Source organism: Pantoea agglomerans (assembly GCF_021397715.1).
GTDB lineage: Bacteria > Pseudomonadota > Gammaproteobacteria > Enterobacterales > Enterobacteriaceae > Pantoea > Pantoea astica.
Genome location: NZ_CP090207.1, coordinates 1,611,930 through 1,625,702, shown reverse-complemented (window position 1 = coordinate 1,625,702; position 13,773 = coordinate 1,611,930). Strand labels below are relative to the sequence as shown.

The 13,773-nt window shown below is 53.2% G+C and carries 12 protein-coding genes, 1 tRNA gene and 1 pseudogene; 10 read left to right on the top strand and 4 right to left on the bottom strand.

Annotated features, from left to right (window positions below; all coding sequences use genetic code 11):
* Window positions 1-23: 23 nt before the first annotated feature.
* On the bottom strand, window positions 24-1,034 hold the full coding sequence (locus LZU96_RS07590; RefSeq protein ID WP_233987723.1) for a LacI family DNA-binding transcriptional regulator: 1,011 nt from the start codon (window positions 1,032-1,034) through the stop codon (window positions 24-26).
* A gap of 330 nt (window positions 1,035-1,364) precedes the next feature.
* Here LZU96_RS07590 and LZU96_RS07585 point away from each other — a divergent pair, with 330 nt between their 5' ends.
* Window positions 1,365-2,063: an RluA family pseudouridine synthase gene (locus LZU96_RS07585; RefSeq protein WP_233987722.1), complete on the top strand. Its 699-nt coding sequence runs from the start codon at window positions 1,365-1,367 to the stop codon at window positions 2,061-2,063.
* Between the two features lie 61 nt (window positions 2,064-2,124).
* On the opposite strand, the gene LZU96_RS07580 is transcribed toward LZU96_RS07585, so the two are convergent.
* A complete protein-coding gene (locus tag LZU96_RS07580; protein WP_233987721.1) occupies window positions 2,125-2,664 on the bottom strand; it encodes a DUF2058 domain-containing protein in 540 nt (179 codons plus the stop codon).
* A gap of 177 nt (window positions 2,665-2,841) precedes the next feature.
* On the opposite strand from LZU96_RS07580, the gene LZU96_RS07575 reads away from it, so the two are divergent.
* The 3 genes from LZU96_RS07575 to LZU96_RS07565 all read left to right on the top strand — a co-directional run bounded on the left by LZU96_RS07575 (window position 2,842) and on the right by LZU96_RS07565 (window position 5,789).
* Complete coding sequence (locus tag LZU96_RS07575) at window positions 2,842-3,474, top strand: TetR family transcriptional regulator (RefSeq protein WP_233987720.1); 633 nt, start codon at window positions 2,842-2,844, stop codon at window positions 3,472-3,474.
* 82 nt (window positions 3,475-3,556) lie between these two features.
* Entirely contained in the window at window positions 3,557-4,939 is a 1,383-nt protein-coding gene (locus LZU96_RS07570) for a D-arabinono-1,4-lactone oxidase (RefSeq protein WP_233987719.1), read from the top strand.
* A 16-nt stretch (window positions 4,940-4,955) separates the two neighbouring features.
* Complete coding sequence (locus tag LZU96_RS07565) at window positions 4,956-5,789, top strand: glycosyltransferase family 8 protein (protein WP_233987718.1); 834 nt, start codon at window positions 4,956-4,958, stop codon at window positions 5,787-5,789.
* Window positions 5,790-5,841: 52 nt separating this feature from the next.
* Here the strand turns inward: LZU96_RS07565 and LZU96_RS07560 are convergent, their stop codons facing one another.
* Window positions 5,842-6,963, bottom strand: a complete 1,122-nt coding sequence (locus LZU96_RS07560; RefSeq protein WP_233987717.1) for a Gfo/Idh/MocA family protein — start codon at window positions 6,961-6,963, stop codon at window positions 5,842-5,844.
* Window positions 6,964-6,994: 31 nt separating this feature from the next.
* On the opposite strand from LZU96_RS07560, the gene LZU96_RS07555 reads away from it, so the two are divergent.
* On the top strand, window positions 6,995-7,159 hold the full coding sequence (locus LZU96_RS07555; protein ID WP_233987716.1) for a hypothetical protein: 165 nt from the start codon (window positions 6,995-6,997) through the stop codon (window positions 7,157-7,159).
* Between the two features lie 147 nt (window positions 7,160-7,306).
* Window positions 7,307-7,382: transfer RNA gene (locus LZU96_RS07550), tRNA-Asn, on the top strand.
* 74 nt (window positions 7,383-7,456) lie between these two features.
* On the opposite strand, the pseudogene LZU96_RS07545 reads toward LZU96_RS07550, so the two are convergent.
* Window positions 7,457-8,390, bottom strand: a pseudogene (locus LZU96_RS07545) (ArdC family protein); the annotation flags it as partial.
* 671 nt (window positions 8,391-9,061) lie between these two features.
* Between LZU96_RS07545 and LZU96_RS07540 the strand changes: the two are divergent.
* Genes LZU96_RS07540 through LZU96_RS07525 form a run of 4 tightly spaced genes read left to right on the top strand, consistent with a single transcriptional unit; the run spans window position 9,062 to window position 13,510 of the window.
* A complete protein-coding gene (locus LZU96_RS07540; protein WP_233987715.1) occupies window positions 9,062-10,057 on the top strand; it encodes a restriction endonuclease in 996 nt (331 codons plus the stop codon).
* Window positions 10,054-11,142 carry an ABC-three component system protein gene (locus LZU96_RS07535; protein WP_233987714.1) on the top strand — a complete coding sequence of 363 codons (1,089 nt, stop codon included), beginning with the start codon at window positions 10,054-10,056 and terminating at the stop codon, window positions 11,140-11,142. Before LZU96_RS07540 ends, LZU96_RS07535 begins: the two co-directional genes overlap by 4 nt.
* Window positions 11,139-11,633 carry an ABC-three component system middle component 2 gene (locus LZU96_RS07530; protein ID WP_000076577.1) on the top strand — a complete coding sequence of 165 codons (495 nt, stop codon included), beginning with the start codon at window positions 11,139-11,141 and terminating at the stop codon, window positions 11,631-11,633. The genes LZU96_RS07535 and LZU96_RS07530 overlap by 4 nt, the downstream gene beginning before the upstream one ends.
* Window positions 11,630-13,510, top strand: coding sequence for an ATP-binding protein (locus LZU96_RS07525; RefSeq protein ID WP_233987713.1), 1,881 nt, complete (start codon window positions 11,630-11,632; stop codon window positions 13,508-13,510). Before LZU96_RS07530 ends, LZU96_RS07525 begins: the two co-directional genes overlap by 4 nt.
* The last annotated feature ends 263 nt before the right edge of the window (window positions 13,511-13,773 follow it).

The following is a 13,773-nucleotide window of genomic DNA, read 5'->3' as shown; positions in this document are numbered from 1 at the left end:
GAATTAAGCGGGAAAAGCAGAAATCAGACAGCCGTGATATTAAGCGCGATACTGCTCTCACGTATAATTAACCGTGAGACAATTTCATACATTTCGATACTCTCCTGCTTAGGGGTATTATTCACCATCTGGAATGCCAGGTGGGCGATCTCGCCAATCGGTTGAGCCACGCTGGTTATTTTTTTGGTCTGCGCCAGCAGGGTATTGTCAAAACTGGCGATAGCAATATCCTGCGGGACAGCCACCCCTCTTTCCTTTAAGCCATCGATAACATAACTGGCAGCAACATCGTTATAGACCCAAAGAGAAGAGCACGCTTTTTTCCGGTCAGCTAACATCCCGATAATATCGTCCAGTATCCGAATATGGCCGGATATTTTTTCACCTTCGCCTTTCGCTATCCAGAATTGATTCTCTTTAGCGAGTGTTAACCCCTGACTGGTGATTTTTTTACTCCAGGAAGAGACCTTTCGATTATCGACGCCCTCCTGAGCAATAAAACCAAAGGTGGTATGCCCGGTCTGGATAAAATGCTCCGCAATAGCTTCTGCACCTTTCCTTTGATTGATAGAGACAGAATTAAAAAAACGAGAAACCTGCGTGACCACCGCCACCGGAATGCTGGTCGCGGTCAACCATTCCGCAAGTTCGCTTTCGGCCTCTGTGGGCACCCATAGCAGACTGTCGATCCCCATTCCGATTAGGCTGTGAATAATCTGCTTATCCTGTTGAGGCTGATTCTGATGGGTCTTAATAATCACCGATTTCCCGATGTATCTTGCTTCCTCTTCAAAGGTCGCCAGTAACTCAGAAAAGTGTGGATTCACCAGGTTTGGTAGCACCACGCCAATCAGCCCGGAACATTTACCACTCAGCTGAAACGCACTTTTGCTGGGCACATAGCAAAGGAAATCCATTGCATCACGTACTGCCTGGCGTGTTTCCGGCGTCACGCTGGGATGATGGTTCAGCACACGCGATACGGTAGCCGTAGACACTCCCGCTTTTTTTGCTACGTCTTTAATCGATGCCATGATAATGAGATGCGTCGTTTAATCAGGCGGTCACTATAAAGTGTGATGAAGGTCAAAAATGTAAGCCAGTTCACATGTTGCTGCGTTACATAAATCCCTGCTTATCCACTCAATTCAGTCTGAGTTACCTTTACCTTAAAAGAGAGACAACAGGGTATGTCATGGTTAGCCCGTTCCGCATTCGCTGGCGGCCAGACAACATGCCGCCCCGCAGCGGGCTGATTAGACGGCGAGCATAACCGGCTGGCGTTCTGATCGCCCGCCATCCACCATTCGTCACACCAGGCAAAATTAGTTATCATCCGCCTCCCCTTTCCCGCCGGTAGCCCGATGTCTGAGATAGTCGATACTTTTATTGCACCGCCGTGTCATGACCAGATTGAGATCCTCTATCAGGATGATCATCTGCTGCTGATCAATAAGCCCAGCGGGCTGCTGAGCCTGTCGGGCAAAAATCCGCTGAACCTTGATTCGGTACATCACCGGCTGGTGAAAAACTTTCCGGGCTGCACGCTGGTACATCGGCTCGATTTCGGCACCTCCGGGCTGATGGTGATTGCCCGCAATAAGGCGATCAATGCGGCGCTCTGCCAGCAGTTTAGCCAGCGCAGCGTGCGCAAAATCTACAGCGCGCTGTTGTGCGGCCATCTGGCTGAGGACGACGGGATGATTGAGGCGGCGATTGCGAAAGATGCGGCGTGCTTTCCACGAATGACGATTTGCGCTGCCCACGGCAAGCCTGCGCGTTCGCGCTATCAGGTGATTGAGCGTACAGAGTATGCGCAGCAGGATGGCAACGTGGTGCCGGTAACGCGAGTGGTATTAACCCCGGAAACCGGGCGCACTCATCAGCTGCGGATTCATTGCCAGCTATTGGGTTACCCGATTCTGGGCTGTGACCTGTATGGCGGGCTACAGAGGCCTGGTTGTGAAACAACGCCGCGATTGATGCTGCACGCCAGCGAGCTGCATTTTATGCATCCGGTCAGCGGCAAGGCGATTCACGCGCGGCACGCCAGCCCGTTCTGATGCCGGCGACGCGCAGCAGTGACCGTTATTGTCCTGCCGTCACCGCCGCCGCAACGCGGACTTACCACATCAGGTCGTCCGGCACTTTAAAGTCAGCATAGGGATCGTCTTCATCCTGCGCTTCCTGACTCAGTGCACTATTCAGTACGATGCTGCTGGCATCGCGCTGCGCAATTTTATCCGCCACGCTGGCCGGGATAATCGCATACTGATGCTCGCCGCCGTTCTCCGCCGCCAGACGGGCGATAGCAAGACGGCCACTGATCAGCTGCGCCTGGGTCAGCTTATCGACGTTGATCTTTTTAATCAGGTTATTATCGGTGAAGTTAAAGCCGATGTTGCCCTTTGAAATGTCGATCCTGTTCATTTCAATCAGCTGTTTCACCTGCGCTTTATACTCTTTGGATAAAACCGCCTGTTTCTGCTGCTCGTTCAACTGCCTGTCGCGCTCAAGCTGCGCTTTCTTATTTTCTTCAACCGCCGCTCTGGCCTCACGCGCCTGAACGCGTGATTTCTTGGCGGTGCGCTGGACTTTGTCCATCTTTTTGCTGCTGACTAATCCCGCTTTCAGCATCTGCTCTTGTAAGGTGAGTTTGGTCATGTTGGTTTCTGAGCCTGTTACGAAATTTCCCCGATTATACCTGTAAATTCCCGGCCTGTGTCAGCAAGCCGTGGTGGATCGCGCTACGCGATCGTCGGCTGCGCCGCGCTGTCGGTTAAAGGCATCCTTCTGCCGCTGTGCTAACATTCTCCGGTCAAAACCACCCTGTTGAGCACTATGTCGGAATTAACCAAACGTAAAAATGACCCTGAAGGGCTGAAAAAACGCATTATCGCGGGCGCACTGAAAACTTTTGCCGAGTTTGGTATGCAGGGCGCGCGACTGGAGCAGATTGCCGAGCACGCGCAGACCACCAAACGAATGGTGGTCTATCACTTCGGCAGTAAAGAGCAGCTCTACATCGACGTGCTGGAGCAGGTCTACCAGCAGATACGCCAGCACGAAACCGGCCTTAATCTGGCGGCGATGGAACCGGAACTGGCGATGACGCGTCTGGTCGAAGCCAGCTTCGATTATCATGTCGCCCATCCCGATTTTATGCGGCTGGTGTGCAGCGAGAACCTGCTACGCGGTCGCTACATCAGCCAGTCAACGCAGATTAAAACCCTCAATCGCAGCGCGCTGGACGTGCTGGATGACATTCTGACCCGCGGTCAGCAACAGGGCCTGTTTATCGAAGAAGTACAGACCATCGACGTGCATCGCCTGATCAGCAGTATCTGCGTGCATCACGTTTCCAACCGCTACACCTTTAACGCGCTGTTCAGCCCGGATAACAGCGAAGAAGAGAGTATTCGCCGCAACCGTCAACTGGCTGTAACCGCAACGTTACGCTACATCCGCAAATAAACGGGCATCTTTACGGCCTGGCTTAGTCATGGTCTACGCTTAGTGAATATCGTCACAAAAACGCCATAAAAGGAATGCTGTTGTGAGCAGAGACGCCCACCTTTACCCGCTTCGCCACACCGATGTTGATCCCAACGATGACCGGCTCTGGAACTGGGCGCAAAACGCCCAGATCGGTAGCCGCCATCAGGTTCAGCGTCCCTCCAGCGAGGCGGAACTCCAGGAATTAATGCGCCAGTCAGGCGGTAAGATCCGGGTGATCGGCAGCAAGCTCTCCCCCGGTCGGATGCTGCACGTCAGCGAACAGGATCTGCTGCTCGATCTCAGCGCGTTCAGGGGCCAGATCGCCAGTGATGAACAGAGCGTGACCTTTGGCGGTGCGACACCGCTCGATCAGGTTTACCGCAGCCTGACCGGGATGAACCGGATGCTGGCTTCGTCGCCAGGGGTGATTGCGATTCAGACACTGGCCGGCGCGATGGCGACCGGCACGCACGGCCAGGGTCTGCAACAGAGTTCCATAGCCGATGAAGCGCTGGCGATCCGTATGGTGCTGACCGATGGCAGCGTGCGGGAATTTACCCGTGGCGAGCCAGACTTCCCGGCGGCGCAGGTTTCACTCGGCGCGCTGGGCATCGTGACCGCCGTGACGCTGCGAACCGAGCCGTTCCGCATCTTTACCTGTCACAAAAATGCGGTTTCAGCGGATACGCTGGAGCAGGACCTGCTGCGCTGGAATGAAGAGTATCCGCTCAGCAAGGCCTGGTGGTTTGTTGATGACAACCTGGTACACGTCTGGAACGCCCACGAGGCGAATGACGACGAGCGTCTGCGCTATGAACAGCAGGATCGTCAGGTGGTTGAACACGAAGGTCAGGCGGATGACAGCCTGAATGACACCATCGATCAGACGCTGGCGCACATGCATCGCGATACCCAGATTCAGGGCAAAGGCGGTAAGCAGTTTCGCACCGTGACCCGTTTTCGCGACTTCACCGATGTTACCGGTGACATCTATCAGCTGTTCTGTCGGGGCATCGCGGTGCCGCAGATTAATGTCGAAATCGGCGTGCCGCTGGCGAAAACGCCTGCCATTATCCGCCGGATTAAGCAGTGGTATGCGGAGAACCGCCCGCATATGCATTACCCAATCATCCTGCGCTGTACTGGTGCCTCTTCGGCCTGGCTCAGCCCGGCGTCTGATCAGCCAACCTGCTTTTTCGGTTTCGTGGTCTATTACGCCGATGACGGCACGCTGTCACAGGAAGGTCTGCATTTCCTGACCGAAGTGGAAAAACTGCTGGCCGACGAGGGTGGACGCCCGCACTGGGGCAAGTATTACGACGCCGATCGCTATAACTGGCGTGAGATCTATCCGCAGTGGGATGCGTTCCGCGCCCTGCGCAGCCAGCTCGATCCGCATGGCCGGTTAGGTAATGACTACATCGCCCCACTTTTTGACTGACTGAATAAGGAAAAATATGTTTGCCTGGGTAACGCTGTTAACTCAACCCGACTATCTGGTGGGCGTCAAAGCGCTGCACCGCTCGCTGAAACAGAGCAACAGCCAGTGGCCGCTGGTGGTGATGACCACCTCAGCGATTTCCGCTGACGATTGCCAGGCATTGCAGGCCGAGGGCTGCGTCATCGCCCCGGTTGAGCCCATCTATCCGCGCGCCGATCTGGATCAGCATTACGCCTCGGCGCAGTTTGGCGAAGTGTGGACCAAGCTGCGTGCCTGGCAGCTGACTGATTATCAGCGCGTGGTGTTTCTCGATGCCGATATGCTGGTGCTGCAGAATATGGATGAGCTGTTCACGCTCGATCTCGGGGATAACCTGATGGCGGCGTGCCACGCCTGTCGCTGTAATCCGAATCAGATCGCCTCTTATCCGGCGGACTGGCAGCCCGAGCAGTGCCACTACACCTGGCAGGCGCGGGGTGAAGCCGCTCCGCCCAGCCTGGACTACTACCTGAACGGCGGTTTTCTGGTGCTGACGCCCGATAACGCGGTCTACGACGCCCTGGAACAGCGTATCGCGGCGATTGATGACCTGAGCGATTATCCCTTCTCAGAACAGGACCTGCTGAATGAGGCCTTCGCCGGTCGCTGGATGCCGCTCTCTTACGTCTACAATGCGCTGAAAACGTTGCCGTTCCAGCATCGCCCGATCTGGCATGATGACGAGGTGAAGAATCTGCACTTCATCCTGGCGAAGCCGTGGAAGCGCGATCTGGCTCAGCCGGAAAGCCAGCGCGACCGCTACTACGCACTGGATAAGCTGTGGTGGGAAAAAAGCGGCCTCGCCTGCTAATACCGGACGGGAAGCTCTGGCTTCCCGTCTGCTGCGTTTTCCGTCGCTCGCCCTACACCGTCATCCAGCGGCGCTCCCGCGCAGAAAGCGCAATCGCCTCCAGCACCTTCTGCACCTGTAATCCTTCCGCAAAATCGGGCCACATACGATCGCCCGCTGCGATGCCGTTAATCAAATCGCGGATCTCAACCGTCTTCTGATCGTTAAAGCCGATGCCATGTCCGGCCGAGACGCAAAAGTTGGCATAATCGGGGTGCGCCGGGCCGGTCAGCAGCGTTTTAAAGCCCTGACGGCCAGCCGGCTCATCGTGAATGTAGAGTTCCAGCTCCGCCATGCGCTCCTGGGTATAGCGCAGCGTGCCTTTGGTGCCGGTCACCACATAGGTCAGCCCCATCTTGGCACCACAGGCGATGCGGGAGGTTTCAATCACGCCATGCGCCCCACTGTTGAAACGCAGCAGCGCACTGGCCTGATCTTCGTTTTCCACCGGCAGCTGGCGGCTGAGATCTTTTGGGTCCGGACGTGAAGTGATCACCGTCATCATGTCGCCACTGACCTCGGCGATATCCCCCACCAGATAGTGCGCCATATTGACGATATGCGCCGCCAGATCGCCGAGCGCGCCCAGACCGGCCAGCGCTTTCTGGCAGTGCCAGTCGAGCGGCGTCTCCGGTTTTGCCAGATAATCTTCGTTGTGGGTGCCGTAGAAATGCACCACCTCACCGATCTCGCCATTGGCGATGATCTCTCTCGCCAGCTGGCTGGTGGGGTTTTTCATGTAGTTGAAACCGACCAGGGTTTTGACGCCAGCGGCCGTGGCGGCGGCCACCATCTCTTCGGCATCGGCCACGCTCAGCGACAGCGGCTTTTCGGAGTAGACGTGCTTTCCGTGGCGGATCGCCTCCAGCGCCATCTCTTTATGCAGGAAATTAGGGGCGCAGATGTCGACCACATCAATAGCCGGATCGCGCACCAGCTCGCGCCAGTCGCCGGTCGATCGGGCAAAGCCAAAGGTCGCGGCCTGGCGGGCCGCCAGCTCCGGGTTCACTTCCGCCAGCATCTCCCGCACGATCTCGCCTTTCAGCGCAAAAACGGTGGGGGCCTGGGCATAAGCAATGGCGTGACAGCGACCAATATACCCACTGCCAATCATGCCGATTCTGACTTTGTTCATTTCAACTCCATAGGCGCATCTCAAGGTTGAAATGAAATCTAAATTTCATTTATGCCGTTTACAAAGCCAGAATGAAATAAATGTGACGATGGTGGAAAACTATCCGGTAAAACCACTGATTACGCCGCCTGACAAGGGGATCACTGCGGCAAAACACCTCATAAATACCTCATTTTTTGCCGCCAGCGATTTTTAACTCCGCTGGGCGGAACGGGCGAAAAGCGGGCATTTTTTGTGGGGCATCAGGCGGGAGTGGCGACTATTTCAGCAGTCGGGCGATTTTGTGAAAAAGAGCTTTGACATGGCCCGGACAGGCCGTTACTATGCGCCCCGTTCCAACAATTCCTCTGTAGTTCAGTCGGTAGAACGGCGGACTGTTAATCCGTATGTCACTGGTTCGAGTCCAGTCAGAGGAGCCAAATTTGAGAAGCCCGCTCAGGGAAACCTGAGCGGGCTTTTTGCGCGTGTAGTTATTAAATATCTCACCGAAACATTTACCCATCGAATAATAATGCGCTTTGGACGCTGCACTCGCGGCCTTGAAGATATAGCGCTTGTCATTCTTCAGTGCTTTCAGCCAGGAAGCAATATCGCTTTCATGCTGCACCTCTCCAGCGATTCCCCGATCCGCCATCAGGTACGCGCTTCCCGGCTCGGCGATCAACTCCTCAAAAGCCTGACTCGCACTGCCAAACTTCCCTTTCATTTCACGATTCAGGCGGCTTTTGCCCCAGTCCGGTGAACCCGCTCATGCAGTGCATGCAGTGCAGCAGCATAGAAATTAACGACATCAGAAAAAAGGTAATACTCTCCTTAGTTGATGGTCTGAAAAGCGTTTTGTCCTTTCTTAATGATGTTTGCACCGTTTTTTCGGAACAGCTTTTAAACCTCAGGAAACGGGTCAAAGGTTGCTTCCGGGCTAAATTTTTCAGTTGTCTGTGAAAGGCCATCAATTTGTTGAATATTAAACAAATTGAAGGTTTTTAGTAACGGGATCCGTTCTATGTCACCGTCTTAGATTTATTTCTCTGAGGTCGTATAAAAATGGCTGTCCCTTTACGAACCAGCCTGCCTACTGTCTGCGCCTGTTTGTAGGTCATCCAGCGTGAATCGCTGAAACCCTGTTTTGACGCGCTATACCAAAACAGCATGATATTCATTCCGCTATACGCGATACCGGTTGCAAAGCTAGAAGGCAACCCATACATGCCCTGCACTCGTTGCCAAGGGCAGGGCCACGGTTTTAGACCGACCTCAAGCGCTGCAATGATGTTGTCGGTGATGGTCTGATAATTAACTGTTTAGGTTAGAGAAAATTTCGTTTTTGCGGAGCCTGACCGCTCCAGCGGGTATACGCTGGTCGCCGGTGCGGCGTTAGGGTCGCTAGTGTGGGTAATTAGGGTGCAGCTTAAAAAAGGATTGGCAATGGTTTAAGTGCATACATTGGATCACTTTACTTCGGTGGTAAGGTCACGGGGTCCTTCGCCGAACGAGAGTTGTTGTAATCGCAGGGAGCTTCGGCCCCTTTTTGCTGTAATCTATGTCGAATTCTCCGTAACAGCGTGTTCCTTACGCTCTGGAGAGCCTAATGTATGAGCAGCTCACTTTTATTGTACATAATTAAACTCAATTTTGTACGATTGACGAACATCCTCAAAAACCTTACCGTTTGTGTGATAGCCTTTCCATTTTGTGGCGCAATATGACCGCAGCAGCCCATCATCCAAGTGAAGTTCTCACCCAACGGCTTGAAGCTGTTGGTATGTTACCAATTGAGCTAGCGCGCCAAATTGACGTCCCAGCCAATAGGATCACCCAGATCATCAACGGCAAACGCGGTATTACCAGCGACTCAGCACTACGGCTTGTTCATTGGTTCAGCGATTACCCGCAGTTCTGAATGCACTTGTAGGCACTGTACGATTTGGAGCTTGTCGAAGCTGAATCAGGAATGGCTATCAGATCGCTCCTTACTGGCCCAACGGTTTACGGTTATAAGATTAACAAGCATATGAAGCCTGAACAGGGAAGCTTTATGACGAAAGGGAACAAATCCATTGCTTACATTGATGAGTGTATTTGGAGGGGGAAGTAGCGCATGACTGATGAACCCTCAGACATCATATTCCACTATCCACCGGAGTTGTTCAACCTCCTGGTGGATGTTGTGCCGTTGCTCAATCGCTCGAAACAGGATGTGCTTATTTTCTTCCGGGGCGCAGGAGTACCTTACAACATAACTTATGACATTGCAGCTCACTTGAGGGCTGAACCAAAGGACGTCAACAAGTACCAGATGGTTCGCACGGTGCTTGAACGCCTCAACGCGAAGGGGGAACACGCTGTCCGTGAACGGCGCGAGGTACTGCGGCGCGTGGTGGACTTTGCGAACTTTGATTCGTGCTGGGCCGCAGACCAACTTAAGGCCAAGGGTCTAGTCGCCAGTATCCGCGAAGTCGTCAACCAAAAAGACGCTTTCACACGCATGAACAATGCCCGCGAAGAAGAACGGCAAATTCGCCTCACTGAGTCACAGCGAATCGCAGCAGAAAAACGTGATCGTACTGAGAGAATCGAGAATGCCAAGCAGGGTTTATATATATTGTTTGGCACTACTGCAACTGCACACGAACGCGGAAAATTGCTGGAGACGGCTCTCAACAATCTTTTTCAAGCCTACGGTGTTCTCATTCGTAAATCCTTTCATTTGGTTGGTGAGACTGGTGAAGGGATCGTAGAGCAGATTGATGGGATCATTGAACTCGGTGGTGTTCTGTATTTCGTTGAAATGAAGTGGTATCGCAATCCAGTGGGTAAGCCTGAGATTTCAGAGCATCTTGTTCGCCTCATGTCGCGTGCCGAGGTTCGAGGTATCTTCATTTCTGCCAGTGACTATACAGAACCAGCCATTCTTACGGCACGTGAATTTCTGCAACACAAAGTTGTAGTCCTATCGACGCTTCATGAGATCGTCCGTCTGCTTGAGCAGCAAGCCGACCTTTCAGAGTTCTTCACAAAGAAAGTCCAGGCTGCGCAGATACACAAAAACCCGTACTTCTGCCCACACGATAGCCAAGCACAAGGTGCGTTATGACGGCGAGTTGGATGGACATCAATAAGCCGCCGAGCCCAGCAACCGCTGTTACGGCAGCTCAGGTGGCGAACGGCCCCATTATTCCACCGCAGCAAAGGCTACTGACCTACTCACCAGACGAGTGGGAGGGATTCGTCGAGGAATGGGCTTATTACTGCCTCACGACGAAGTATGAACACGTCCTGCGTTTCTCTGGTGCTGGCGATATGGGTATTGATGTCGCCGGGTTCGTTGGCGATGAACGCCTGCTGGGGGTTTGGGACAATTTCCAATGCAAGCACTACGGCAATGCCATCAGGCCTAGTGATGTTTGGGTTGAGTTCGGGAAGATCATCTGGTACTCGTACAAAGGTGAATATACGGTCCCTCGTCGCTACTACTTTGTTTCGCCACGAGGTGCTGGTACGTCGCTTAGCCGCCTATTTTCGAATGGCACGAAGTTGCGTGAGGAATTGTTAGCTAACTGGGATAAGCATGTGAAAGATGCAATCACTAGCACACAAGAAGTGTTACTCGACGCGAAGCTCCGTGCCTATGTAGACTCATTCGATTTTACCATCTTCGACGCCAAGACTGCGCTTCAGCTTGTTGACGATCACAGAGCCACGCCGGTTCACACAGCGCGCTTTGGTGGTGGACTACCAACGCGGCCTGCATCTGAAAAGCCGCCCCAAGAAGTTGCCGCCACCGAGAGTCGCTATGTGACGCAGTTGTTCGGCGCATACAGCGAACACACAGGAACAATAGTGACTGACCCTTCGGCCTTGCCCGTGACGAAACTCAAGGATCATTTCCGTCGCCAGCGCGAAGCGTTCTATGAGGCTGAGTCACTGCGCGTCTTCGCACGTGATAGTGTCCCGCCAGGCACGTTCGAAGCTTTGCTGGATGATATTCATGATGGCGTTATTGATACACACGACGGGAACCATGCTGACGGTTACGAAAAGGTCTGCGCTGTCACCAAGGCTGCCCGCGACATGCAAATTACGGCAAACGCCCTCATCATTTGTACTAACCCCAAGGATAGAGACGGAATCTGCCACCAACTTGTGAACGAAGAGCGCCTTCGGTGGACACGATCATGAGCCAAGAACATAAGCCAATTACCTTCAATAGCCCACTTGAGGCAGGTATCCGTGCGGTCTCGATTCTGGGTGCTGCCTATCCGCAAACCTACGACCTCCAGCGGCTTGTGGCCTTTGACTACCTTCTTGTTCACACGGGCGATATTGGTGGACCAGACAATTTGCACCCACCGACGCCAATGCGCTCTGCTGAATTGCTCGTGCGCCGCAAGTTAGTTGAGCAATCACTGCTTCTGATGATGACCCGTGACCTAGTTGAGCGCGAAGTCACATCCGAGGGAATCAAGTACGGCGCGGGTGAAAATGCTGCAACGTTCCTGTCATCAGTATCTTCCAACTATTTGCTGTCACTGAAGGATCGCGCTGTATGGCTTGTCGAAACCATTGGTGATCTGACGGATGAACAGTTCAAAGCCATGATGCGCCGTTTCTTCGATAAATGGGTCGAACAGTTTCAGAGCATTGAGCAAAGCTTAGGAGGTGATGCATGACGGCAGTAACTCCCGGCTTACGCTTGCGCTTTCTCGGTTTTTTTGGGCCACAAAAGCCACCCGCTACAGTGACCTTCGGTGCTGGCCTCAATGTCATTTACGGCGCATCAAACACTGGAAAATCTTTCATTGTCGAAGCCATCGACTTCATGCTCGGTGGAAAGCCGCCTCTGCGTGATATCCCTGAGCGCGTTGGCTACGACCTTGTTCTATTGGGGCTTGAAACCCTTGATGGGAAGTCATTTACACTCTGGCGCAGCATAGATGGCGGTGGTTTTCGGCTCTACGAAGACTTGCACCAGGCGCCACCAACAAACGAAATTCCGTATACGCAGCTTGACGAAAAACACAGCGATAAGAACAATACGAACCTTTCATCATTCTTGCTGGATCTATGTAGCCTTGGTGGCAAGCGTGTTCGCAAAAACTCCCGGAACGAAACCCTCAGCTTAAGCTTTCGCAACATTGCGCGTTTGATGATCGTCGATGAGACGGAGATTACACAACAAAGCTCACCGCTTATTGATGGCAATCCCACCGCCAACACGCCGAACTTAGCCACATTCAAGTTACTTTTAACCGGAGCAGACGACTCCGCATTGGTCGCCACCAGTAATAAGAGTGAGCCGGAAGAGTTATCGCGCAAGGCACAATTGCGTCTTCTCGATCAGCTTCTTGAAGACTATGGTGACCGGCTCAAGGAGTTGACAAAGAGTCCGAAGGAACTCGAGGAGCAGCTAGAGAAGATCAACACCTCACTTCGTCAACAGGCGGCCCAGGTAAACACCACCGAAGATGAGTTTCAGGAGGCTGCCGGGAAGCGACGAGAATTACGCAAAAAACTGGAAGAAAGCCGAGAGCGACGTGCACAGGTAAGTGCGATGCTTGAGCGATTCAGGCTGCTTGATAGACACTACTTGTCCGATATTGAAAGGCTACGTGCCATTGAAGAAGGCGGGACGCTCTTTAGCGTACTGAGTGCCGGGCATTGTCCTCTTTGCGGAGCGGCCCCCGATCATCATCCCCCCGATACTGGGTGTAATGGAGATACTGATGCCGTCGTTCAGGCTGCACGTGTGGAGATTGCCAAGATCGAAGTTTTGCGCACGGAACTTGTAGCTACCGTCCAAAGCCTTGAGCGCGAAGGCGCCAACTTTGATCGCAGAATACCCACTGTTGTTCGAGAACTGGAGTCGATTTCGGAGTCAGTTGAAGAATTCCTCGCTCCCAAGCTCTCGACCCTTCGCAAGTCCTATTCAGACTTTGCCGACAAGCGGGCCGAGGTACGCGAAGCGTTGGCACTCTATGCCACTGTTCAAGACATGGAACGCCGTCGGGCTGATCTTGAAAAGGGCACTGAAGACGAGAAGGCTGGGGGGGTTGCTAACGCAGATCTCTCAAGCACTGTAGCCCATAGTTTTGCTAAGACTGTTGAAGGCATATTGACTGGTTGGCACTTCCCAGAGGTTGGGGATGTGTACTTCGATTCCAAGTCTCGAGATCTTGTAATTGCTGGAAAGTCGCGTAGTGCTTTTGGTAAGGGCCTTCGCGCCATTACGCATGCAGCTTTCACCCTCGGGCTGCTTGCTTTCTGCCGTGAGCGCCACACACCACACACGGGATTCGTTGTACTCGATTCTCCATTGCTGGCATACAGAGAGCCAGATGGAACAGAATATGATTTGACCGGTACTGACCTTAAAGATCAGTTTTACGCGTACCTTGAAGCGCTGCCTGAGGACACCCAAGTCATCGTTGTTGAGAACACCGACCCGCCTGATGCAATCATGAAGCGTGAGCAGTCTCTTATGTTTGGCAAGAATCCGCATCATGGCCGTTACGGTTTGTTCCCTTTTATAGCGGACCCTGCACAATAAATGAGTATACAAATGGGAAGGCACCAATGACTTGGTGACGATCCAGCGTTTTTTATCGAATAGTATATGTACCTCCCCTTCGCGGGTCTGGTTGCTCCAGATTTGCTATTCGCTTATCCCTGACAGGCTTAGCCAGTTTTCCGTATCCCGACACATCCGGCCCGATGTCAGATTGCCCACGGGGTGGCTTTAAAAAAAACGGGCGATGTTGTGATTCGCCGCGCCCAGTTTCAATCTCCGTAGCAGTCCTCGCTCAAGCAACC